This window comes from Bacillus sp. J41TS8, assembly GCF_018333035.1.
Taxonomy (GTDB): Bacteria; Bacillota; Bacilli; order Bacillales; family Bacillaceae; genus Bacillus; species Bacillus paralicheniformis.
Map to the genome: position 1 here is coordinate 198386 of NZ_BORF01000003.1, position 24299 is coordinate 222684.

Consider the following 24299-nt stretch of genomic DNA (forward strand, 5'->3'; position numbering starts at 1 on the left):
TCATTCATGCCCTGCATCATGATTTGAAAGCGTTTTCTACAAATGGGATGAGGTGGATAACATGTTGAATCACCCGATTCAAAAAAAGTCAAATGTACGCTGGGTTGTCGCGTTTATGATGTGGGCTGCGATTGCCATCAATTATATTGACCGGACAGTGCTCTCGGCTGCCGCTCCTTATATTACCGAGGAATTCAACTTGACAGCCGGCCAAATGGGAATCATCATGTCCGGTTTCTTCTGGTCGTACGCTTTGCTGCAGCTGCCTTCAGGCTGGGCGGCCGACAAGTATGGCCAGAAAAAAACGCTCGGTTTTGCGGTCGTCTGGTGGTCTGTTGCTACGGCGCTGACGGGTCTTGCGACAGGCTTCAAATCCCTGCTCGGGCTGCGGGTCGCACTGGGAGTCGGAGAGGCTGCTGCATATCCGAGCAATGCGGGGATCGCCGCCAAATGGTTTCCGAAAAAAGAAAGGGCGACAGTAGCCGGAATTTTTGACAGCGGGTCAAAGTTTGGCGGAGCTGTTGCCATGCCTTTGATTGCCTGGATGATAGCGGTCTTTGACTGGAAACTGACGTTTCTTTTGATCGGACTTGTCGGTGTCGTGTGGGGAATTGTCTGGATGATTTTCTTTAAGGAGAATCCCGCAGATCATAAGCGCGTCAATGAGGCGGAACTGGCTCATATTCGGGAAGGGCAGGCTCACATGGAAGAAACGGGCGGCGGCCAGCCGCTGAAGTGGTATCAGCTATTCAAATATCGAAACATATGGGCGATGTGCATCGGATTTTTCATGATCAATTATAATTCTTACTTCTTTATCACATGGCTGCCGACATACCTTGTCAAAGAAAGGGGCATGGATTTAATCGAGATGGGGATTATGGCGTCTCTGCCGCTTTTGACTGCAATGGTCGTTGAAGTCGGAGCCGGGTGGATGTCCGACCGGATATATGCAAAGGGAAAACTGTCGCTGACAGCCGTCCGGAAACTGTTTTTAATTATCGGGCTTGCCATGGCTTCGTGCATCGGTTTTGCCGCTTTTGCAGATTCTGCTATCCTGGCTGTCATCCTTCTTTGTGTAGCGAAATCGGGAACGACTGTCGCCGCGTCCCAAGTCTGGGCGCTTCCGGGGGATGTGGCTCCGAAAAATATGACGTCGATGGTTGCCGGTATTCAAAATACAGTCTCTAATATGGGCGGAGTGGTCGGGCCCATCATTACCGGCTTCATCGTTGGCGCAACGGGTTCTTTCGTGCCGGCGCTCCTTTTTTCAGCTGCCTTGATCGTCATTGCCATTTTAAATTATTTATTCCTATTGGGAAAAGTGAAACAGATTCAAGTATAAGGAACAAGCCCGGCTCATAAGCCGGGCTTTCAGCGTGTCGACAAACCCTCGCATTCGTTGTCAGGCCTGCGCGTCGGTGCTCACGAATTCCAACATTCGCTCCGCTCCGATGCTCGGTCTTCCTAGACTGCAAGGGTTTTCAATCACGCTGAAAGGATGACAAAATCCCAAAACAAAAAGTCGTTTTGGGATTTTGTCAACAATCTGCAAGCCCGGCTCATAAGCCGGGCTTTTCTCATTTAAAATGACTTCAGCACATGCTCCCTGTATTGTGTCGCACCTTCAGCAAGCTCGCTTTTTCCGGCCGTGCCCGCTTGATAGAAGACGTACGGCGGAAGGTATGTAGTACCGATGAAGTTGCTTGTCGCCTGAAAAGGGCGTAACAGTTCGCTGATCGTATAGTGATTTGACCCGCCGGCCTGATAGGCTTCTTCGGGAGCGCCCGCCGATACAGCGACCATGAATTCTTTGCCGTGAAGCGCTGTGCCGTTTGTTCCGTATGCCCAGCCGTAGAGAAAAACGTGGTCAAGCCATTTTTTTAAAAGTGGCGGCGAGCTGTACCAATAAAGCGGAAACTGGAAGACGATCCGATCGTGTTCTTCACAAAGTTTTTGTTCTTTTTCCACATCAATGGCCTCGTCAGGATATTCCTGATAAAGGTCGCGGAATGTAATGCCGGGTGCATCTTTCAATGTGTCTGCAAATGCTCTGTTCACAACTGACTGCTCCATATTCGGATGAAATGCGAGTACCAATACTTTCATGATTCCATCTCCTTCTTCCATTTTATTCATCTTAACGAACAGCCAGCTTGGATTCAACAAAAACGCTTCATCCCTATTCAAGGAATCGGGCCGTGACAAAGGTCTTGATATAAGCCGCAAGACACAGAATTTGCATGCCTTGGAGTAAGATGCGAAAGGTCAAAATCCGAGTTTCTTCATTTATATATAAACATAAGTAAAAAGTCTCTTAAAGACTGCCATGAAAAAATAAGGCAAACAGGTGAAAACGGAGCTATAGACATGCATCTTCATGATCGGGCGATATCTATTAATGCGATTATTCCGAATTTTAGGCAAGTTGAAATGGAAATGTGGATTTATATCCGGATGAATGGTTCAAGTCAAAAGCTCCCGTTATCTTCTAAAAAATTAAATATGAATGCAGGATGAATTAATGGTTTTTTGTTCTCATCAAAAACGCTTCTACTTCTTTGACGGTTAATCCCATTTCTTTGGCCTCCAACATAAGGGCTCTCCATTCGTCGATATTGGCTTGTGTCAGCTCCCTGTTTCGATAAAGCGTCCGTTCTTTCTTTTTCTGTTTGAGACGGTGTGTGAATTGAAACAGTTCTTCCTGGTTCATCCCCGCCTGCACGGCCTGTACAAGGTGGGTTCTCCACTCGTCTTCATGCTCGGTCCGGCGATAAAGGATCACTTCGGTATCAAACAATTCCTTTAATTCCACTTTCAGCGCACGGGAGATTTTTTTTAGGAATTCGACTGACGGATTTCTGTGAACGCCGCGTTCGATTTTGCTTAAATATGATTTTGATACGCCTGCTATATCAGCAAGCTGGTTAATGGAGTAGCCTTTTCTTTTTCTGTACATTCGGATGACTCTTCCGATCATACTGATTCCTCCTCTTCCCCTTGCCATTCATATAAAAACGCTTTCCTGTTCATTATAAGAAATAATTTGTTCTTTATAAAATTCAAAAATTTAAGATATCGACAGAAAATAAAAGAAAACGAACGGATTTGTTCTCTAAAAAGAACTATATAGCTAAATTCAGCATTTTTCAATTCAAATTTTTTCTTTTATAATCCAATCATTAACAAACGGCATTCCTGAGGAGGCAGTCAAGCATGAAAGAAAATATTGATTTTAGAGAACTGATTGCAATCTTGCGAAAAAGAACGGTTCTTATTCTCGTTTTGACAATAGGTGTAACATTGACGACCGGAATCATTCAGTTCTATGTGCTGACACCTGTCTATCAGGCATCGACGCAGATTTTGGTGCATCAAGTAGGAGAGAAAAAAGGGAGCGCCACGTACAGCGATATTCAAATCAACCTGCAATACACGCGGACATTCCAAGCGCTTCTGAAGAACCCGGTGATTTTGGAGCAAGTCAAGAGAGAGCTTGATTTACCTTACTCTGCCGGCCGGTTGGGTGAAAAAATCGCAACGAGCAGTGAAAGCGAATCAGAGATTATTAACATTACAGTTCAAGACGAAAATCAGAAACGGGCAGCCGATATAGCGAACACGCTAACAGCGGTGCTCAAAAAAGAGATTAAGCAAATCATGAACACCGATCGGATAACCGTCCTTTCAAAAGCCGACATCGTCGATTCGCCGACTCCTGTCAGACCGAATTACAAAATGAATATTTTGCTGGCATTCGGCGCCGCAATAATGACCGGAATCGCTTTGGCGTTCTTTTTGGATTTTATCGATGATACGGTTGCAAGGCCGTCTCAAGTCGAAAAGGAAGCGGGATTTATTTATTTGGGAAGTATTGAGCAAATGAAGCATACAAAAAGTCTGTTTCGCGGAGACCCCGATATGAATATCCGTGTGAAAGCAGGAAGGAGTGAGCCGCTTGGCTATTAGAAAAAAACGCTCTCGCAAATATCAATCGGCGCTTGTCGCATTGCATCAGCCGAATGCGCCGATCGTCGAACAATACCGGACGATCAGGACCAACATTGAGTTCTCATCCTTTGAGAAGCCGTTTAAATCATTGCTCATCACATCGGGCCTCCCGGGAGAGGGCAAATCATTCTCGGCTTCAAACTTGGCGGTCGTATTTTCGCAACAGGAAAAAAAGGTCCTTCTGATCGACGCGGATTTAAGAAAGCCGACGATTCACAAAATTTTTGAGCTCGATAACCATTCTGGCGTCACAAATGTATTGATGAAAAAAACGACGCTGGAAAATGTCGTGCAGCAAAGCCAGGCGGAAAATCTCCATGTGCTGACAAGCGGTCCGATACCTCCGAATCCGTCCGAGTTGTTGTCGTCGCAGGCGATGGAGGATCTGCTTAAAGAAGCGTACAACCAGTATGATTTAGTTATCTTTGATTCACCGCCGCTTTTGCCGGTCGCAGACGCGCAAATATTGGCGAACCAAGTGGATGGAAGCATCCTTGTCATCCTCAGCGGAAAAACAAAGCTTGATAACGCGATCAAGTCCCGAGACGCGCTGAATTCTTCAAAAAGCGAACTGCTCGGCGCCGTGTTGAACGGGCGGAAAGTGAAGAAAGCGCGTCAGTATAATTACGCAACCATGTAATCTTATGAAGCGGCTGCAACCGCTTTAGGTGATGTCTCCTTGCCTTTACCGATGGAGGCACTCGGCTCTACCGTGGGCAGACTACCCGTCTGCCTTAGACGCAAGTCGTCGATGGCGGAGCGTGAGGACGGGTTAAATGCCCATTTTTATTTGATGTACGTGCTCGGTTTAGATTTGAAAATCGCCCGTATCTTTTTAGCTCATAGGATTTTGGCCTGAAAGATCCTATCAGCTAGAAAGATACATTAGGAGGTAGGAAATTGACATATCGGAGAAGGCTTTCCATTATTACCGCACTCGATTCGTACTTGGTTTTGCTGTCCATCTTTATCGGATATCAGCTGATTTCGCCATCATATGATTTATACCCTTCGGAAATGCTGCTGATGACTTCACTGATACTGCTTGGCGCTCAGCATTTATTCGCCCATTGTTTCCACCTTTACAAAAAAGTGTGGGAGTACGCAAGCATCGGTGAATTATATGTGCTGCTTAAATCGATTACCTTGTCACATCTAGTGACGGCGGTCCTCGAACTGTTTTTCTTTCAAAACGTTCCGGTTCGCCTTTTATGTTTAAGCTGGCTGTTCCAGCTGATCTTGATCGGCGGGTCGCGGATGATGTGGCGCATCATCAGGGAACAGGTGAACAAAGAAAGCAAAGGATCTTTAAGAGCGCTTATTATCGGAGCGGGCTCTGCCGGCAGTTTGATCGCAAAACAGCTTGTGCAAAAGCCGGAATTGAACATTAAGCCCGTCGCATTTATCGATGATGACAAAACGAAATACCGGCTTGAGATCATGGGTTTGCCCGTTTTAGGCGGAAAAGAGCAGATCATGCAGGCGGTCCGGCAGTGGAATATCGACCGGATCATCATCGCCATTCCATCTTTAAGCGTCACTCAGATGCAGGACATGTACAAGGCGTGTGCGCAAACGGGGGTCAAAACGCAGGTCATGCCGAAAATAGACGAAATTTTGCTCGGCAGACATCCTGTCGGCCAGCTTCGCGATGTCAAAGCGGAAGATTTGCTCGGAAGGGAGCCTGTCCAGCTAGATACAAGCGAAATCTCCAATACGGTCAAGGACCGCGTCGTTCTTGTGACGGGGGCCGGAGGTTCAATCGGCTCGGAAATCTGCCGGCAAATCAGCAAATTTAAACCGAAATCGATTGTTTTAGTCGGGCACGGAGAAAACAGCATTCATTCGATTTTGCTGGAACTGGAGGAGAAGTTCGGAAAGCATGTCGCCTATTATCCGGAAATCGCCGACATACAGGACAGAGAGAAAATGTTTTTGCTGATGGAACGCTACAAACCGAATGTCATTTATCATGCAGCTGCACACAAGCATGTGCCGCTGATGGAAAAATGCCCGAAAGAAGCTGTCAAAAACAATATCCTCGGTACGAAAAACGTCGCTGAAGCCGCCGACGAAACCGGAGTGGAAACTTTTGTCCTGATCTCGTCAGACAAAGCGGTCAACCCCGCCAATATCATGGGGGCGACGAAGCGGTTCGCAGAAATGCTGATCATGAATCTCGGCAAAACGAGCAAAACCAAATTTGTCGCCGTCCGCTTCGGAAATGTTCTCGGCAGCAGGGGAAGCGTCATTCCGATTTTCAAAAAACAAATCGCTAGAGGCGGTCCGGTCACTGTCACACACCAGGACATGACGAGGTACTTTATGACGATTCCGGAAGCTTCAAGGCTGGTTATTCAGGCGGGGGCGCTTGCCAAAGGAAGACAGATTTTCGTGCTCGATATGGGCGAACCGGTCAAAATCGTCGATCTCGCCAAAAATCTCATCCAGCTCTCCGGCTATACGACAGACCAGATCAAAATTGAATTTACAGGCATCCGCCGGGGAGAAAAAATGTACGAAGAGCTGCTGAATCAAAATGAAGTGCTGGCAGAGCAGGTTTTTCCGAAGATTCATATCGGCAAGGCGGTCGACGTCGAGCTAACGGTGCTGAAGACATTCATGGAGGAATTTATGTATTTGTCAGACCGCGAGCTGAGAGAACGCTTGTTCCAAGCGATCGGCCAGCATGAGAAAAAGCTGGTGACAGCGCACTAGGGGGAAGAACATGACAAGAACGGTTTTGTTTTGCGCTACTGTGGATTACCATTTCAAGGCCTTCCACCTCCCATATTTAAAATGGTTTAAAGAGCAGGGGTGGAACGTTCATATCGCCGCAAAAGGAGATATGGCACTGCCTTATACAGACAAAAAATTTGATATCGACATCAGGCGTTCTCCTCTGAATGCAAGCAATATCGCAGCCTATCGGGAGCTGGCGCGCATCATTGACGAAAACCGGTACAGCATCATTCATTGCCATACGCCGATGGGAGGCGTGCTGGCAAGGCTTGCGGCCCGGAAACAGAGAAAAGAGGGAACGAAAGTGATCTATACCGCTCACGGTTTTCACTTTTGCCAAGGTGCACCTTTAAAGAATTGGCTGCTATACTATCCGATTGAAAAAGGGCTGTCCGCTTTGACCGATTGCCTAATCACGATCAATGAAGAAGATTTCGTCCTTGCAAAAGGCTTGCGCAAGGCGCTGCGAACAGAAAAAATTCATGGCATCGGCGTCGATACCGAGCGCTTTCATCCTGTCAGCGAAACAGAGAAAATGCTGCTCAGGAAAACATACGGTTTCAAAGAAGACGACTTTATTCTCATATATCCCGCGGAACTGAACGCGAATAAAAACCAGGCGCTGCTCATCGAAACGGCGGCTGCTTTAAAAGATAGAGCCCCAAACTTAAAGCTCGTGTTTGCAGGAAAAGGGCAGATGGAAGAAAAATACCGAAGTCTCGCTGAACAAAAAGGCGTTTCTTCGACCGTCACGTTTGCAGGTTTTCAAAAAAACATCCACGAATGGATTCAGCTTGCCGATGTGTCTGTCGCTTCAAGCATCAGGGAAGGGCTCGGCATGAACCTCCTGGAAGGAATGGCGGCAGGAAAGCCCGCCGTTGCAGCGGACAACCGCGGACACCGGGAAGTTATTCAAGAGGGCGTGAACGGATTTTTGATTCCGCAGGGAGACGCCGGAACGTTCAGCGACCGAATTTTGCAGCTGTACCGTCTGCCTTCTTTGCGAAAAAAGATGGGGGACGCGGGGAGACGAACGGCCGCCGCTTTTTCCCAGCAGCGCACCGTCAAAGAAATGGCGGGCATTTACTCTTCCTTTATGGATCATGAAACAGTTGAAAGGAGGCTGAAAGGATGACAGGGGGTCAAAAGCCGAAAGTTTCTGTCATTATGGGAGTCTACAATTGTGAGGACACGATCGCAGAGAGCATCGAGTCGATTTTAAATCAAACCTATAAAAATTGGGAACTGATTATATGCGACGATGCATCAACAGATGGGACATATGCTGTTGCCAGGCGGTATGCCGATCATTACGCAGATAAGATCAAGCTGATTAAAAACGAGAAGAATCAGCGGCTGGCTGCTTCGCTAAACCACTGTCTCCGGTACGCCGGCGGGAAATATATCGCGCGCCAGGACGGAGATGACATCTCTTTGCCAAGGCGTTTTGAAAAACAGGTCGCATTTCTTGAATCACAATCTCATTATCATGTCGTCGGCAGCGGAATGATGGCCTTCGACGAAAACGGGATCAGAGGCGTCAGAATGCTTCCTCCCTCTCCCGGGCCGAGAATCATGGCGAAAGGAACGCCGTTTTGCCATGCGACGATCATGATGAGAGCGGAAGTGTACGAGGCGCTGGACGGCTATCGGGTCGGCCGGAGAACAAGAAGGATGGAAGATATCGATTTGTGGCTCCGTTTTTTTGAAGCGGGCTACACGGGCTATAACCTTCAGGAAGCTTTATACAAAGTAAGGGAAGACGAATCGGCGTTTAAAAGGAGAAAGTTCAGCTACTCGATTGACAATGCGTTTATCGTCTTTGCCGCCTGCAGACGGCTGAAGCTGCCGCTCTCAGACTACATTTATATGATGAAACCCATCATCAGGGGGCTCATGCCTCCTTTTATCATGAACAAATACCATAAAAGAAGATTGATGAATGAAGGCGGAGGGGTCGTAAAACATGAATGACGGAAGCGTGAGACCAGAACGGGTGCTTCACATCGTAAGCGGAATGAACCGCGGCGGAGCGGAGACGATGATTATGAATATATACCGCCATACAGACAGGCGGCATATTCAATTTGATTTTATTTCCCACCGGGAAGAAACGTGCGATTATGATCCGGAGATCATCACGCGCGGCGGCCGGGTGTTTTATGTACCAAGCATCGGGCGGTCGGGGCCTCTCGCCTACATCAAAAACATCAGAAGGATTTTGGTTGAGAAAGGGCCGTATGCCGCCGTGCACGCCCATACGGATTTTCAGACGGGGTTTGCCGCATTGGCGGCCAAGCTCGCCGGCGTTCCGGTGAGGGTCTGTCATTCCCACAACACGGCCTGGAAGCCTAACCCCCGGTTTTGGGATACATGGCAGCTCCTCGCATTCCGCCGTTTGATTTTCTCCAGTGCTACGGCTCTGTGTGCTTGCGGCAAAGATGCCGGGCGTTTTTTATTCGGCGGAAAAAAGATGGGCGAAAACGCGGTCCATCTTTTGCAAAACGGGATTGAACTTGACCGCTTCAAAGAAGCGAACGGCGTTTCAAAGACGGATGCAAAAAAGAGCTTCGGCATCAAGGAAGACGCATTGGTTATCGGACATGTCGGCCGTTTTTTTGAACAGAAAAACCACGCGTTTCTGCTCGGGCTTGCCGCTCATTTCAAGAAATCGGGCACGCCTTTTCAAGCGGTGTTCGCAGGTGATGGTCCGCTGCGCAGACAGATGGAAGAAAAAGCCGCCGCTCTCGGTGTAAAAGACGACATTCTGTTTCTCGGCGTCGTCGAAGATATCCCGGCTCTCATGCAGACGTTTGATGTATTTGCCATGCCGTCTTTGTTTGAAGGGCTCCCTCTCGTACTCGTCGAAGCGCAGGCATCAGGGCTTCCTTGTATTGTATCAGACCATATTACAGAGGAAACCGATTTGGGACTCGGCCTGCTGACCAGTCTCAGCTTAAATGCCGGCTTTGAACGGTGGGCTGAGGATATCAGCCGTGCCGCTCAGGCGAAAAAGCCTGCATGGCCGGAGATTGAGAGAAGCCTGGCAGAGAGAGGCTATGATGCAAAAGCAAATTTGGCGAGACTGATGGACATCTATTCAATCTCCGCGGCAGAAGGACAGTGAGTGTATGTCTGTTTACATGTTGAATATGGGGATTGTTTTCATCTGGTCATGGTTTGCGAAAATGTACGGCAGGGAAGATCACAGGCTGCCGACGGGCTACCGTCCGAATGCGATCCTCACCGTCGTTCCGCTCGCGTCTTTGATTATCGTTGCCGGCTTAAGATACAAGGTCGGAACGGATTACCACACCTATATGCTGCTTTACGAATTAGCCGGAAAATACAACAACATTTGGGAGATCTTCGGTTTCGGAACAGATAAGTCGTCGACAGATCCCGGATTTACCGCACTCTTATGGATATTAAACCAGATTTCAGCCGATCCGGCGCTCATGTTTGCCGTCGTTGCCGCGATTACCTATATCTATATCGTCAAGACGCTATATGTGTATGGAAGGCCGTTTGAGTTGAGCATGTTTCTCTTTATCGGCATGTTTCACTATTACGCTTCGTTTAACGGTATTCGCCAATACATGGCGGCGGCCATTCTGTTTTGGGCGGTCCGGTATCTGATCGATGGGAAGCTGGTGCGCTATATGATCGTCGTGCTGATCTGTTCGCTTTTTCATTCTTCGGCTTTGATCATGATTCCTGTCTATTTCATCGTCAGAAGAAAAGCGTGGTCGCCTGTCCTCTGGTGCCTCATGCTCTTATTTTTGGCGGGAACTTTTCTGTATCAAAAATTTTTGTCCGTATTCCTTGTCGTGCTTGAAAACAGTCAATACGGACATTACGAAGAATGGCTGATGAAAAATACGAACGGCATGAACGCCATTAAAATCATCGTTCTTCTTCTCCCGCTCGTACTTGCATTCTGCTTCAGGGAGCAGCTCAGAAAACGCTGGCCCGAAGTCGATTATATCGTCAACCTTTGTCTGATCGGTTTCCTGTTCGGAATTTTGGCGACAAAGGATGTCATTTTTGCGAGGTTCAACATTTATTTCGGGCTCTATCAGCTGATTCTCGTTCCTTATTTTGTACGGATTTTCGAACCGAAATCGAACGCGCTTCTGTATGTTTTGATTTTGATCTGTTACTTCTTATACAGCTTTATGCTCATGCCGTTCGACTCGTCGGTATTGCCTTACAGAACGATTTTTGAACGTTGAATAGCGGAATATCTTGTGAAAATTTCGACAAAGGAGTCATCACATTGGAAAATCCAGCAGTTAGTCTACTGGTCGCTGTTTATAATACAGAAGCTTTTTTGCCGAATTGTTTGCAATCGCTGATCAGCCAGACCTTAAAAAATATCGAAATCATTATCGTTAATGACGGTTCAACAGACGGAAGCCAGAAGATCATTGATCATTACGCCCGAAAGGACGGACGCATCAAAACGATTCGGCAGGAGAATCAGGGCCTCGGCGCTGTCCGCAATAAAGGGATCGAAGCGGCGTCAGGCGAGTTCTTGGCATTCATCGACTCCGACGACTGGATTGAGCCGGACTATTGCCAATCTATGTATGAAAAAGCAAAGGATGAGGATGCCGACCTTGTCATCTGTGATTATGCCGTCGAAATTCAGGATACCGGAAAAACGGTCTGCCCGGACATCGGGAAAAACTATGAAGGAAAGCCGAAAGAGGCATTCATAAAAGCTTTATTAAAGGGTCAAGTAAGCGGCTTTTCCTGGAACAAGCTCTACAGGCGGAGCCTGATTGAGCAGCATAAGCTCGTTTTCCCGCTGCGCGACGAGCTGGAAAACATCGAAGATCAATACTTCAGCTTCAGATGCCTTCTATATGCGAATACGGCGGCGTTCGTGACTAAGCCGCTTTATCATTACAGGGTCCACCTGTCGTCCATCGTCCAAAAGTATCAGGCGGGGCTGTTTGAAGACGGGCTCGCTCTTTATGAAGCGAACCTTGACTGCCTGACAAAGCACGGAGAGCTTCCGGCTTTAAAGGAGGCGCTGCACGTCTTTATCGTCAACCACGGCTGCATCAGTATTTTAAATGAATGCAAGAGCCGAAACCAAAATCCTTCAATAGAAAAATATAAAAATATCCGCAGCATATGCGCCTGTCCGGAATTCAGGGGGAAAATTCCCGCGGTGGACATGTCGGCATTCGATTCGAAGAAGAAGCTTCTCCTTATGCTGATTCGCTTGCGGTTTATGCCGGCAGTGTATGGATTTGCGGCCATTTACCAGAAAATGATCGAGCACAGAATGAAGAAATAGGCGGTGAGGAAATGACCTTTCAGGAACTGAAGATCAATCTTGCAGAATGGCTTTTGCTCAAGGTGAAATATCCTTCTGAATATGTGATGGGAACGCCGGGTTTGAAGCGTTTTGATCAATACAAAGGCAAGAAAAAAATCATTCTGACTTTAATTCCGTCCCATGATAATTTGGGAGATCACGCGATTGCCCTGGCAAGCCGGACATTCATAGAAAACGAGTTTCCCGATTTTGAATTAATTGAAATCGGCATCAACGATATTTACAAACATGCAAAAGCCCTCATCCGCATCCGCCACCCCGAGGATATGGTGTTCATCATCGGCGGAGGAAACATGGGGGATTTGTACCGCAATGAGGAATGGACGAGGCGCTTTATTATCAAAACATTCAAGCATTATAAAATTGTCCAGCTCCCAGCCACCGCGCACTTTTCCGAGACGCCCCGCGGCAAAAAGGAGCTGAAAAGAGCGAAAAAAGTCTACAACTCCCATCGTCGGCTGTTTATGATGGCGCGCGATGATACAACCTATCAATTTATGAAACAGCATTTTTCGAAGCAAACGATTGTGAAGCAGCCTGATATGGTGCTTTATTTAAAGAAAGAACAGCAGTCTGAAAGAGACGGTGTGCTGGTTTGTTTAAGAGAGGATAAAGAAAGCTTTCTCAGACCGGAAGAGCGTGAAAAGCTGATGAAGGCTGTCGGCGACGAATACGGCGGCGTGCAAACTTTTACAACGACGATCGGCAGGAGGGTCAGCCGCATGTCCCGCGAGAAGGAGCTGAATCGGCTTTGGGATCAGCTGAGAGGTGCGGAGGTCGTTGTGACAGACAGGCTGCACGGCATGATTTTTTGTGCGATTACAGGGACGCCGTGCGTTGTGATCCGCTCTTTTGATCATAAGGTGCTTGAAGGCTTTCGCTGGCTGAAAAGCGTTCCTTCGATGAAGCTTGTGGAAAATCCCGATGCGGCAGAGGTTCTCGGCGCAATTGAAGAGCTGATTAAGACCGGTGATTCGTATCGTGAGACTCCGTCAAGGGAGCATTATTTCACAGATTTAAGACAGAAAATTATGGGTGATGTCCAATGAAGCCATTTGTCAGTATCATTGTTCCGATGTACAATGTCGAAAATTATATAGAAGAATGCGTCGATTCCCTGCGCAGGCAGACGCTGAAAAATATTGAAATCATCCTTGTCGATGACGGCTCTCCTGACAGATCCGGGGAGATAGCGAGAAAGTACTGCAGCCTGGATGCCAGAGTGAAAGTGATTCATAAAAAAAACGGCGGGCTGAGCTCGGCGAGAAATGCCGGTCTTCAAGCCGCGACAGGAGATTATGTGGGATTTGTCGACGGTGATGATTTTGTATTGTCTGCCATGTTTGAAAACATGTACGCCGCTGCCAAAAAAGACGACCTTGATATCGTCATGTGCGGGTATCATAAACATTCCGATGCGGAAGACACCTATTTCCCGCCGCCGCTGCCGACCGATCGTCTCTTGTTGAGCTGGGATATTAAACGCGAGCTCAAAAAGGCGCACGAAACCCGCTTCATCTGGTATGTGTGGCGGAATTTGTACAGGCGCGATCTGCTGAAGAAAAACCAGTTGTACTTTTTTGAAGACATTCGTTTTGCAGAGGATTCGCCGTTCAATTTGTACGCCTTTTATGCAGCGAAACGGGTAAGAGCGATCGATGACGGCTACTACATGTACAGGTGCAATCCGGATAGCCTGACGGAGGTGCCGTTTAAACCGTACATGGACGAAAGCCTGAAAAGGCAGTACCGGGCGAAAAGGAGATTCTATGAGACGTTTCAGCTTTTGGATGAATGTGCGGACGATCTGGAAACGTACACATGCAAACATCAAATTCCGATGCTTTTAGCCAATGCCTGTGCGGAACCGAAGCCTTCAAAGCAGGTGAGGCGGCACATTAAAGACATTTTGTCTTACCGGATGGTGCAGTCGTGCGTCAAATCAACGTCTCTCCGCAACCGCAATCTTTTAATCGGCCAACGGCTCGTTTTATTGCTATGCAAGCTGAATATTCCGATCCTGCTCGAATTGTTTTTTAAACGAAATCTGCCCAGTAAGGGATGAGCCTTTTGAATAAGACATTTATTTTGAATCTCGGCGCCAATGTGGCGTCTTTTTTATTATCGGTGCTGTTTTCGATGTGGCTGACGCCTTATGTCATCAAGAACCTCGGTGTTGAGGCGTTTGGGTTTGTCCATCTCACGCAGAATATGATCAATTACTTTTCGATTATTACGGTCGCCTTGAGCGCGGTCGTTGTCAGGTTTTTTTCTGTTTCCGCCCACAGGGGAGCGCTTGATGAAGCGAGGGGCTATATGAATACCTACATCGTTTCATCACTGGTGCTTTCAGTCATCTTGTTTTTTCCGCTTGGCGGCACGGTGTTTTTTATCGATCAGATCATTCGCGTTCCCGCCGGTCTTTTGGGAGATGTGCAGATCGCGCTTTTGATCGGGAGTCTGCTGTTTTTATTGACCTTTGTGATGTCGGGATTTGCCGCCGGTCCGTTTTTTGCCAATAAAATCTATATTACAAGTACGATCCAGGCCGTCCAAATGCTGATTCGCGTCTTGAGCGTATTGTTGATTTTCGCGTGGTTTGCGCCGAAGATCTGGCACATTCAGCTCGCCGCTCTTATCGCAACCGCTTCGGCGTGCATCCTGTCGATCTTTTTCTTTAAGAAATTGATCCCATGGTTTACCTTTCGGGTGAGGGATATGTCGTTTGCAAAGTGCAAAAAACTGCTTCAGGCGGGAGGCTGGAGCTCCGTCAGCCAAGTCGGCGTCCTGCTGTTTCTGCAAATCGATTTAATGGTGGCGAATGTGATGCTGGGGGTTTCCGAATCCGGCATGTACGCGGCGATCATTCAGTTTCCGCTGTTATTGCGGACGCTTTCGGGAACGCTTGCGGCCGTATTTTCACCTACGATTACACTCTATTATTCAAAAGGCGACAAAGAAGGGCTCGTCCGCTATGCCAACCAGGCCGTCAGGTTTAACGGCATTCTGCTCGCTTTGCCGGCGGCGCTTCTGGGCGGGCTTGCCGGCCCGTTTCTGACGCTGTGGCTCGGCCCTTCATTCGAACATTTGAAATGGCTTTTACTGATACATGCGGGTTACTTGGTTGTTTCATTAAGCCCGGCGCCGCTGTTTTATATCTTTACCTCCTATAACAAGCTGAGAACACCGGCACTGACCACGGTTGCCTTCGGCGTTGTCAATTTGCTGCTTGCCATCGTGCTGAGCGGACCGGCGGGACTCGGCCTTTACGGAATTGCGCTGGCCGGTGCGGCAGCTTTAATGCTGAAAAATGTCGTCTTCACTCCGATTTATGCGTCAAAGATTACGGGTGAAAGAAAAAGGGTTTTTTATAAAGGCATATACGGGCCGGTTGCCGGCGCTTCATTTACCTTGGCTGTCTGTTACGCTCTTCAATACTTATTTGCGGTCGACAGCCTGCTGTCCTTGTTTGTCACGGCGCTTGCTGCGACGGGGGCATACGGCCTGTTTGCCTATTTCGTCACGTTGACGAAAGCGGAACGGCATATTGTCATAACGAGGCTGCAAGCATTTCGATGCTCTTTATCCTTACCATTTCAAAAGGGATTTTTTAAATAAAAGAAAGGGGTGCGTTTTTCGTGCTAGCGAAACGGTTTTTCGATCTTGCATTGTCGGTTATTTTGCTGGTCGCGCTCAGTCCGGCCATGATCCTGACAGCTTGCCTCATCAGATGGAAAATCGGCTCGCCTGTTTTATTTCGCCAAACCCGTCCGGGGCTGAATGGCGAGCCTTTTACATTATATAAATTCAGAACAATGACTGATGAAAGAGATGAAGCAGGCCATCTGCTAAGCGATGAAAAACGGCTGACAAAGACGGGGCGGCTGATCAGAAAAACGAGCCTTGACGAATTGCCGCAGCTGATCAACGTCATCAAAGGAGACCTCAGCCTCGTCGGGCCGCGGCCGCTTTTGATGGAGTATATTCCCCTCTATTCGAAGCGGCAGTGGAGACGGCATGAAGTCAAGCCGGGCATCACGGGCTGGGCGCAGATCAACGGGAGAAATAAAGTGACATGGGAGGAAAAGTTTGAACTTGATGTCTGGTATGTGGATCATCGTTCTTTTTTGCTTGATCTCAAAATCCTTTTGTTGACTGTCGTAAAAGTCTTGAAGTCGGAAGGCGTCAGCCAGGACCGGCATGTGACAGCAGAAAAATTTACGGGGAGAAGGAATGCCTGATGGAAAACGTGGTGATCATCGGAGCCGGCGGCCATGGGAAAGTCGTTCGGGATCTTGTAAAAGCGCGGCCCGATACGGCGCTTGCCGGTATTCTCGATGACCGGTATGCGGAGCTTCATGTCGAGAACGGTCTGTATCGCGGGCCTTCAGGCGCCGCAAAAGAACTTGCGCGATTGCATCCGGACGCGAAGTTCGTCTTAGCTGTCGGTCAAAACGGCATCAGACAGCAGCTGTATGAACGCCTCGGCCTTCCGCTTGACCGGTATGCGGTCTTGATTCACCCATCCGCCGTGATCAGCGGTTCGGCCCGGATTCAAAACGGCACCGTTGTCATGGCGTCGAGCGTTATCCAAGCGGATGCCCACATCGGCATCCACACGATTGTCAACACAGGTGCGATCGTCGAACACGATAACCGGATCGGCGATTACGTTCATCTTTCGCCGGGAACGGTGTTAACCGGAGGCGTGACAGTTATGGAAGGCGCTCATCTCGGAGCGGGAACGGCGGTCATTCCCGGAAAGACAATCGGACGCTGGAGCGTGACGGGAGCGGGATCAGCCGTGATTCACGACATTCCTGATGATTGTACCGCTGTCGGAGTCCCTGCAAGAAAGATCAAATAACAGCAGTAAAAAGGGTGAAAAACATGAGTCAGAATAAGCGAATTTATTTATCCCCGCCGCACATGAGCGGAGACGAAGAGCGCTATGTAGCCGAAGCGTTTCGGACAAACTGGATCGCGCCCCTCGGTCCCCTTGTCGATACATTCGAAGAAAAGCTTGCCGCCTATGCGGGGACATCCGGTGCCGCGGCAGTCAGCTCAGGAACAGCCGCAATCCACCTGGCGTTGAAATTGCTCGGCGTCGGCAAAGGCGATACGGTTTTCTGTTCTTCCTTTACGTTTGTAGCGAGCGCCAATCCGATTATATATGAACAGGCTGAACCGGTTTTCATCGATTCTGAATGGGATACATGGAACATGTCGCCCGAGGCGCTTGAACGGGCGCTCGACGAAGCGGAGCGGGCCAGGAATCTTCCGAAAGCCGTCATCGTCGTTAACTTGTACGGCCAAAGCGCGAAAATGGACGAGATTATGGCGATTTGCGATCGATTTGCCGTGCCAGTCATTGAAGATGCGGCCGAATCGCTCGGTTCTGTTTATAAAGGAAGAAAAAGTGGAACTTTCGGACGCTTCGGCATTTATTCGTTCAACGGTAACAAAATCATCACCACATCAGGCGGAGGAATGCTTGTCAGCGATGATGAAGACGCTTTGAAGAAGGCGCGCTTTTTAGCCACTCAGGCGCGCGAGCCCGCCATTCATTATCAGCACGAAAAAGCGGGCTACAATTACCGGCTGAGCAATGTCCTGGCCGGAATCGGCATCGCTCAGCTCGCCGTCCTGGATGACAGGGTACACGCCAGACGGGCGATCTTCGAGCGCTATCAGGAGGCGCTCGCCGGTATCGAAGGTATAGAATTCATGCCTGAAGCCGGCATGTCAAACCGCTGGCTCACGACATTAACGTTTGACACAGCAAAGATTCAAACAACACCGGCGGACATCATTGAACAGCTCGCAAATGAAAATATAGAAGCCCGGCCGTTATGGAAGCCTTTGCACAGACAGCCCCTTTTTAAAGGCGCGGCCTTTTATCCGCACGATGACAAAGGCTCTGTCTGCTGCGACCTATTTCAGCGCGGACTCTGCCTGCCATCAGGATCAAGTATGACGCGAAAAGAGCAGGACCGGGTGATTCAAATCGTGGCCGACCGGATTAAATATAAATGAGGTGCTAAACATGGCGATTACATATTCCATGGACAGCTTAAAGCATAAGCTGGCAGAAATTTTGGATGTCATCCCAAGACTTTCATCAGTCGTTTACTTGGACTACCCGCTCTACGGAAACGTCGGGGACCTATTGATCATGAAAGGAACGGAAGCTTTTTTTGAAGCATACGGCATCAAGGTGCGCGAAAGATGGAATGCAGAGAATTTCATTCCGGGCCGCCGCATTCCAAAGGACGCCATCATCGTTTGTCAGGGGGGCGGCAATTTTGGCGATTTGTACCCTCACTTTCAGCAGTTCAGGGAACGGGTGGTCGAACATTACCCGGACAACCGGATCGTCATTCTGCCGCAGTCAATTTATTATGAACATGAAGAAAATGCAAAAAAAACGCGCGGCATTTTGACGGCTCACCCGGATCTGCACTTATTCACGAGGGAAAAGGCATCATTCGAATTTGCCCTCAAGCATTTCGAAGGGGTGAAAAACATCAGAATGATGCCCGACATGGCGCACCAGCTCTGGCCGATCGCGGCACCTGCCGAAAAGCCTTCTGAGTCCGTTCTGCGGTTGATCAGAACCGACAAAGAAGCAAACAGCAGCCTGCAGAAAACAGGGGAGCCGGATACGTACGATTGGAACGTCATCTTGTCAGAAGGCGACAAACGCGGAATCAAACGTTTGCAGACGATCAATGTCCTCAACAAAAAAGCGGGTAATCCGCTGCCGATCGCTTCTTATTGGAAACGCTATTCGGACAGCCTCGTCGACAAATCCATCCGTTTTTTCAGCCGTTATGAATCTGTCGTAACTTCAAGGCTGCACGGCCACATCTTATCGTGCCTGCTCGGAAAAGAAAACGTCGTGATTGACAACTCTTACGGAAAAAACGCCAATTACTACAACACATGGATGAAGGATATCCCGAGTACAGAACTGATTCAAAACAAGCCGGAAGAAGCAGAAAAACCGCCTGTTCACGTATGACAGGCGGTTTTTTTGCTATGCTTCTTCGCGCTTTACTTTGTTGTAGGCTTCATCCAAATGCTGAATCCGTTTTAAAACGACCGCGTTTTTTGTCAGCTGGTCTTGGACAAGCGTTGACACGACTGAACGGTAGTAGCTGTTCATCGCGTGGATTTTATCCTCATTTGGATGCATTTCAATATGGGTTTTAAAATTTTCTATGAAATAGGGAACAGAGAAAAGTTCTGTCAATGGTAACACTCCTTTTTTAAGTCTATACGGTACGGAACCGATCGTGTAAACTAATAGTGGGAGGGGAGATATGATGAACTTGCATGTACAGCAGCAGCAATCGGCAAAACTTCACTTGACGCAAGGGCTTGCCCAAGCCATTCATATGCTTCAGTATTCGTCGGCCGAGCTGAACAGCCGGATTGACGAACTCTCATTGGAAAACCCCCTGATCGAACGAAAAGACCCCGATATTCCCCGATCATTTTACCATAAAACGAATCGTCATTTGCAAAATGAAGGAATGAGCCGCTCTGAGACGGCGCATTCCCGTGAAGATGTCAAAAGCGTCTTGAAACAGCAGGCGCTCGATCTCCGGCTGTCAAACCGGGAAAAGCGGATTTTCAGCTACTTGGTCGAATCCCTTGATCCAAACGGATATGTGACAGAAGACATCGCCTTTATCGCTTCCGAGCTGGCTGTCACCAGAGAAGAAGCGGAAGAAGTCTTGGGCAAGCTGCAAACTCTTGATCCGGCAGGCATCGGAGCGCGGTCGCTTCAGGAATGCATCCTGATCCAATTAAAGCGTCTGCCAAAGGAGACGGCAAAAGCGGAGAAAGTCATTTCCCTATACTTTGACCTGTTTGCCAAAAAAGGATGGAAAGAGCTGTCTGAGAGATCGGGCCTTTCGCTCTCAGAGCTTCAGGACATACAAGATCTTGTCGCAGAACTGTCGCCGCGTCCCGGATTGATGTATGGCACGGAAGAAGGCGAAGTCTATCTCGAGCCTGATGTCATCATTTCAGCAGAGGATGGAAAATTGGTGCTTGAGCTCAGCAGCCGTTCATTTCCCGACATCCAGCTTAACGCGTTTTACGAGCCGTTTTTGCAGCGTCAGTCAAAAGACGAGGCGACCGTTTATATCTCTGATAAGTTCAAGCAATGGAAATGGCTCGACAATGCCCTCAGGCAAAGACGGGAAACGATGCGGAGGGTGATGGCGGAAATTATGGTGCGGCAAAAAGATTATTTTTTAAAAGGGAAAGACGAACTGAAGCCGCTCACATTAAAAGAGGTCGCCGATGCTCTCGGCGTTCACGAATCAACTGTAAGCCGCGCAGTCAAAGGGAAAATCGTGCAGACGCCTTTTGAGCTGTGCGAGCTTAAACGGTTTTTTTCGGCGAAGGTAAAGGACGCCGCTGACGGACATACGTCAAGTCACACAGTCAAAGCGCATCTTCGTCGGCTGATCGATGAAGAAAATAAAATGAAACCGCTTTCAGACCAGAAGCTGGCCGACCTTTTAAACGAAAAGCACGGCGTCGTCATATCGAGGCGGACCGTTGCCAAATACCGTGATCAGCTCAATATACTGCCTTCGTCTGTCAGAAAGAGATATCAATAAAGAAGCCGTCCGGCACGAACGCCGGCGGCTCTTTTTTACGGGATCATCCACGCAAACAGGTGATGCTGCAGGAACGTAATCATGCAAACCAGGAACAGAAGAAACAGACTGTGTTTCAGTGTAAAGCGCAGCAAATCGGATTCCTTTCCTGCCAGTCCGACGGCTGCGCAGGCGACCGCAATCGACTGCGGAGAGATCATCTTTCCTGTGACGCCGCCCGAAGAGTTGGCCGCCACAGACAGCACCGGCTCCATTCCGACCGACTGTGCCGTCACTTTTTGCAGACTGCCGAACAGCAAATTGGCCGACGTATCTGAACCGGTTATAAAGACGCCGAGCCAGCCGAGAACGGGAGAAAAGAATGCGAACATTGAACCCGTCATCGCAAGGGACATGCCAAGTGTTGTGCTCATGCCCGAAGAGTTGGTGACATAGGCAAAACCGACGACGGAAGCGATCGTTAATATCGGCTTGCCGAGCTCTTTCAGCGAATCTGTAAACACGGCGCCCCATTCTTTCCAGGGCATGCCTGTGACAAACTTTGTCAGTACGGCGGCAATCAGGATCGCCGTTCCCGCTGATCCGGCGAGATCAAGTTTATAAAGAGCTTCAAGCGGTTTTCCCGAGCCATCGAGAATTTGATTGTGCAAAAATGGCACACCGGGCGCGAATGTCAGCCTGCCGCCGATGTCATTGATGAACAGCAGCAGTGGATTTGCCCCTTCATAATGGCCTGTCAGCGCCTGTTTGACAGCTGGAATTCCCCAGATGGAGACCATTGCCGTGAGCAGCAAAAACGGTGTCCACGCCTTGAAAATCTGCCCCGCCGAGTATGAAGCCTTTTGATGTTCAAGCTGCTGCGCCTCCGCGGCAGCGGCCATTTCCTTTTCATGTGAAAATCTGAATGTCGTTTTCGGTTTCCAAAATTTTAAGAATACAGCGAGCGCGATAAGCGATACGATGGCTGACAAAATATCCGGGAGCTCAGGCCCCAGAAAGTTTGAGCTTACATACTGCGTAACGGCAAAAGAGACACCCGACACGAGAATCGCCGGCAGCACTTCCCAAGCCCTTTTCAAGCCGCTCATGATGATAATCAAATAAAACGGAATAAATACAGATAAAAACGGGAGCTGGCGTCCGACCATTTTTGAAATGTCCATCGCAGGAATCCCCGTCGGCCCTTCAACCGCGATAATCGGGATGCCGATCGCCCCGAAAGCGACAGGCGCCGTGTTGGCGATCAGGCATATGCCCGCCGCATACAACGGATTGAAGCCGAGGCCGACAAGCAATGCGGCCGAGATCGCGACAGGGGCGCCGAAGCCTGCCGCTCCTTCCAAAAACGCCCCGAATGAAAACGCTATCAAAAGTGCTTGCAAACGGCGGTCATCTGTGATCGACAATACCGAGCTCCTGATGATTTCAAATTGACCGGTTTTGACTGTAAGCTTGTACAAAAAAACGGAAGTCACAATGATCCAGCCGATCGGAAGCAGCCCGTAAACCGCCCCTTGCGAAGCCGACATCACAGCCTGATGAGCAGGCATGCCGTATACGAAAACGGCCAGCGCGAGCGCAATCAGCAAAGTCGTCACACCCGCTGTATGCCCTTTCATTCTTTTAATTGCCAGAGCCCAGAAAAAATACAAAATCGGTATCAGCGCTGCAAGCGAAGAAAGCAGCAAACTGTTCCCCAATGGAGTATAATCTTGCGTCCATCCCATCTCCAATTCCCCCTTTGTTCAAAGTCTCACTCAGTCATCTGATGACATGATGATAAGACTGATTATTTAGCATTATATTTCTCAATGTCATAAATTACAATCTTTTTTTGCATGGAGCCGAAGTCTATATGTTCCGGACGGAAAGAACGGTATAATAAAAAATAGCGCATCATGCCCAGTCTGGTTACGAGGTGAAAAAAGTTGAAATACAAACAAATCAAGACGAAAAAAATATACGAAGAAGTCGCGGAAGCGCTTCTTGAATCGATTAAAAGCGGAGAGCTTGAGCCAGGTGACAAGCTTGACTCCGTCCAGGCGCTCGCCGACAGCTTTCAGGTCAGCCGTTCGGCCGTCAGGGAAGCGCTGTCCGCGTTAAAAGCGATGGGAATGGTCGAAATGAAGCAGGGGGAAGGGACGTATGTGAAAAGGTTTGAGCCTGAGCAAATTTCCATCCCCCTTTCGGCTGCGCTTTTGATGAAAAAGAAAGACGTCGCTGAACTCCTCGAAGTCCGTAAGATTCTTGAAATCGGAGCTGTTTCAAGTGCGGCTCAAAAGCGCACGGAAGATGATCTCGGGCGCATGCAGGCAGCACTTGAGGATATGAAGCAGGCGGACGGGAACGGCGAACTTGGCGAAAAAGCCGACCTCGCGTTTCATCTTGCGCTTGCCGGCGCCTCGCAAAACGATCTGCTGAAAGGCTTGATGAATCATGTGTCATCGCTCTTAATTGAGACGATGAGGGAGACGCGCAAAATTTGGCTGTTCTCGAAGAACACAACCGTTAAGCGCCTTTATGAGGAACACGAAGCCATCTATCAGGCTGTGATGGAAAAAGACGGCCAAAAAGCAGAGCTGGCGATGCACAACCATCTGACGAATGTGGAAAATGTGCTGGCCTCATATTTTGAAGAAACGAAACAGACCGACGAGCCGGCCATATAAGCAGCGGGCTGAGTGAAAACGAAAAAGAAACCCCTTTCAAAAAATTTTACCAAGGTGTAAGATGGAGAAAGAGGGTTTTCTAACCAAGTCATCAGATGACCTGATTTATCGGGTTGGAGAGGGGATCAAGATGAAAGTATCACTGTTTATCACGTGTTTGGTTGACATGTTTCAGTCAAATGTCGGAAAAGCGACGGTTGAACTGCTGGAGCGGCTCGGATGTGAAGTGGATTTTCCCGAAGGGCAGATCTGCTGCGGCCAGCCTGCGTACAACAGCGGCTATGTCAAAGATTCCAAAAAAGCGATGAGACGGATGATTGAGACGTTTGAATCAGCCGAATACGTCGTCAGCCCTTCAGGATCGTGCGCTTTTATGTTCAAAGAGTATCCGCACCTTTTCCGGGATGAGCCGGCCTGGGCGGAAAAAGCGCAGCGGCTGGCTGACAAAACGTATGAGCTGACCGATTTTATCGTCAACGTTTTGAAGGTTGAAGACGTTGGGGCGACACTTGAGAAAAAGGCGACTTATCATACGTCATGCCATATGACAAGGCTTTTGGGCGTCACAGACGCGCCGATGAAACTGCTTCGGCATGTGAAGGGACTGGAGTTCACGCCGCTGCCGCGCAAACACGACTGCTGCGGATTCGGGGGGACTTTTTCGGTGAAGATGTCGCAAATATCCGAACAGATGGTCGATGAGAAAGTGGCGTGTGTCGAAGAAACAGCCGCAGATGTGTTAATCGGGGCGGACTGCGGCTGCTTGATGAATATCGGCGGACGGATCGGGAGAAAGAACAAGTCCATTGAAGTCATGCACATCGCAGAAGTGCTGAACAGCAGATCCTAACAGACATCCGGTCATTTCACAGATAGAGGGGGACA

At 48.8% G+C, this 24299-nt stretch carries 23 protein-coding genes; 19 read left to right on the plus strand and 4 right to left on the minus strand.

Annotated features, from left to right (window positions below; genetic code table 11):
- The first annotated feature begins 61 nt into the window (after positions 1–61).
- Positions 62–1345 carry an MFS transporter gene (locus KI350_RS06260; RefSeq protein WP_023856339.1) on the plus strand — a complete coding sequence of 428 codons (1284 nt, stop codon included), beginning with the start codon at positions 62–64 and terminating at the stop codon, positions 1343–1345.
- A gap of 239 nt (positions 1346–1584) precedes the next feature.
- Here KI350_RS06260 and KI350_RS06265 read toward each other — a convergent pair whose 3' ends face one another.
- Both KI350_RS06265 and slrR read right to left on the minus strand, forming a co-directional pair.
- Positions 1585–2109 (minus strand): NAD(P)H-dependent oxidoreductase, encoded by a 525-nt coding sequence (locus KI350_RS06265; protein ID WP_023856337.1) that lies wholly within the window; start codon positions 2107–2109, stop codon positions 1585–1587.
- 412 nt (positions 2110–2521) lie between these two features.
- A complete protein-coding gene (gene slrR, locus KI350_RS06270) occupies positions 2522–2980 on the minus strand; it encodes an HTH-type transcriptional regulator SlrR (protein WP_023856335.1) in 459 nt (152 codons plus the stop codon).
- Between the two features lie 236 nt (positions 2981–3216).
- On the opposite strand from slrR, the gene KI350_RS06275 reads away from it, so the two are divergent.
- From KI350_RS06275 to KI350_RS06345, 15 genes are all read left to right on the plus strand, one after another.
- A complete protein-coding gene (locus tag KI350_RS06275; protein ID WP_025810730.1) occupies positions 3217–3969 on the plus strand; it encodes a YveK family protein in 753 nt (250 codons plus the stop codon).
- Positions 3959–4651 carry a CpsD/CapB family tyrosine-protein kinase gene (locus KI350_RS06280; RefSeq protein WP_171866312.1) on the plus strand — a complete coding sequence of 231 codons (693 nt, stop codon included), beginning with the start codon at positions 3959–3961 and terminating at the stop codon, positions 4649–4651. The genes KI350_RS06275 and KI350_RS06280 overlap by 11 nt, the downstream gene beginning before the upstream one ends.
- 260 nt (positions 4652–4911) lie before the next feature.
- Positions 4912–6729 (plus strand): polysaccharide biosynthesis protein, encoded by a 1818-nt coding sequence (locus KI350_RS06285; RefSeq protein ID WP_065644294.1) that lies wholly within the window; start codon positions 4912–4914, stop codon positions 6727–6729.
- 10 nt (positions 6730–6739) lie between these two features.
- Complete coding sequence (locus KI350_RS06290; RefSeq protein ID WP_025810732.1) at positions 6740–7888, plus strand: glycosyltransferase family 4 protein; 1149 nt, start codon at positions 6740–6742, stop codon at positions 7886–7888.
- On the plus strand, positions 7885–8727 hold the full coding sequence (gene epsE / locus KI350_RS06295; protein ID WP_020453028.1) for a glycosyltransferase EpsE: 843 nt from the start codon (positions 7885–7887) through the stop codon (positions 8725–8727). The genes KI350_RS06290 and epsE overlap by 4 nt, the downstream gene beginning before the upstream one ends.
- Positions 8720–9880, plus strand: a complete 1161-nt coding sequence (locus KI350_RS06300) for a glycosyltransferase family 1 protein (protein WP_043054482.1) — start codon at positions 8720–8722, stop codon at positions 9878–9880. The genes epsE and KI350_RS06300 overlap by 8 nt, the downstream gene beginning before the upstream one ends.
- Positions 9881–9884: 4 nt before the next feature.
- Entirely contained in the window at positions 9885–10988 is a 1104-nt protein-coding gene (gene epsG / locus KI350_RS06305) for a biofilm exopolysaccharide biosynthesis protein EpsG (protein WP_020453026.1), read from the plus strand.
- Between the two features lie 44 nt (positions 10989–11032).
- On the plus strand, positions 11033–12064 hold the full coding sequence (locus KI350_RS06310) for a glycosyltransferase family 2 protein (protein WP_020453025.1): 1032 nt from the start codon (positions 11033–11035) through the stop codon (positions 12062–12064).
- 11 nt (positions 12065–12075) lie between these two features.
- Positions 12076–13155, plus strand: a complete 1080-nt coding sequence (locus KI350_RS06315; RefSeq protein ID WP_025810734.1) for a polysaccharide pyruvyl transferase family protein — start codon at positions 12076–12078, stop codon at positions 13153–13155.
- Positions 13152–14171, plus strand: a complete 1020-nt coding sequence (locus tag KI350_RS06320) for a glycosyltransferase (RefSeq protein WP_025810735.1) — start codon at positions 13152–13154, stop codon at positions 14169–14171. Before KI350_RS06315 ends, KI350_RS06320 begins: the two co-directional genes overlap by 4 nt.
- Positions 14168–15724: an MATE family efflux transporter gene (locus tag KI350_RS06325; protein WP_223254852.1), complete on the plus strand. Its 1557-nt coding sequence runs from the start codon at positions 14168–14170 to the stop codon at positions 15722–15724. The genes KI350_RS06320 and KI350_RS06325 overlap by 4 nt, the downstream gene beginning before the upstream one ends.
- A gap of 20 nt (positions 15725–15744) precedes the next feature.
- Complete coding sequence (locus KI350_RS06330) at positions 15745–16347, plus strand: sugar transferase (protein ID WP_065644296.1); 603 nt, start codon at positions 15745–15747, stop codon at positions 16345–16347.
- A complete protein-coding gene (locus KI350_RS06335; RefSeq protein ID WP_065644297.1) occupies positions 16347–16973 on the plus strand; it encodes an acetyltransferase in 627 nt (208 codons plus the stop codon). The genes KI350_RS06330 and KI350_RS06335 overlap by 1 nt, the downstream gene beginning before the upstream one ends.
- A gap of 23 nt (positions 16974–16996) precedes the next feature.
- Positions 16997–18142 carry a DegT/DnrJ/EryC1/StrS family aminotransferase gene (locus KI350_RS06340; RefSeq protein WP_065644298.1) on the plus strand — a complete coding sequence of 382 codons (1146 nt, stop codon included), beginning with the start codon at positions 16997–16999 and terminating at the stop codon, positions 18140–18142.
- Between the two features lie 10 nt (positions 18143–18152).
- Positions 18153–19130 carry a polysaccharide pyruvyl transferase family protein gene (locus tag KI350_RS06345; protein ID WP_059230962.1) on the plus strand — a complete coding sequence of 326 codons (978 nt, stop codon included), beginning with the start codon at positions 18153–18155 and terminating at the stop codon, positions 19128–19130.
- 15 nt (positions 19131–19145) lie between these two features.
- Here KI350_RS06345 and yvfG read toward each other — a convergent pair whose 3' ends face one another.
- Positions 19146–19361, minus strand: a complete 216-nt coding sequence (gene yvfG / locus KI350_RS06350) for a protein YvfG (RefSeq protein ID WP_003185491.1) — start codon at positions 19359–19361, stop codon at positions 19146–19148.
- 70 nt (positions 19362–19431) lie between these two features.
- Between yvfG and rpoN the strand changes: the two genes are divergently transcribed.
- A complete protein-coding gene (gene rpoN, locus KI350_RS06355) occupies positions 19432–20745 on the plus strand; it encodes an RNA polymerase factor sigma-54 (RefSeq protein ID WP_059230960.1) in 1314 nt (437 codons plus the stop codon).
- 35 nt (positions 20746–20780) lie between these two features.
- On the opposite strand, the gene lutP is transcribed toward rpoN, so the two are convergent.
- Entirely contained in the window at positions 20781–22472 is a 1692-nt protein-coding gene (gene lutP, locus KI350_RS06360; protein WP_059230957.1) for an L-lactate permease LutP, read from the minus strand.
- A 201-nt stretch (positions 22473–22673) separates the two neighbouring features.
- On the opposite strand from lutP, the gene lutR reads away from it, so the two are divergent.
- Both lutR and KI350_RS06370 read left to right on the plus strand, forming a co-directional pair.
- Positions 22674–23414: an L-lactate utilization/bacilysin biosynthesis transcriptional regulator LutR gene (gene lutR / locus KI350_RS06365; RefSeq protein WP_065644299.1), complete on the plus strand. Its 741-nt coding sequence runs from the start codon at positions 22674–22676 to the stop codon at positions 23412–23414.
- A 130-nt stretch (positions 23415–23544) separates the two neighbouring features.
- Positions 23545–24264, plus strand: a complete 720-nt coding sequence (locus KI350_RS06370; protein ID WP_059230953.1) for a (Fe-S)-binding protein — start codon at positions 23545–23547, stop codon at positions 24262–24264.
- The last annotated feature ends 35 nt before the right edge of the window (positions 24265–24299 follow it).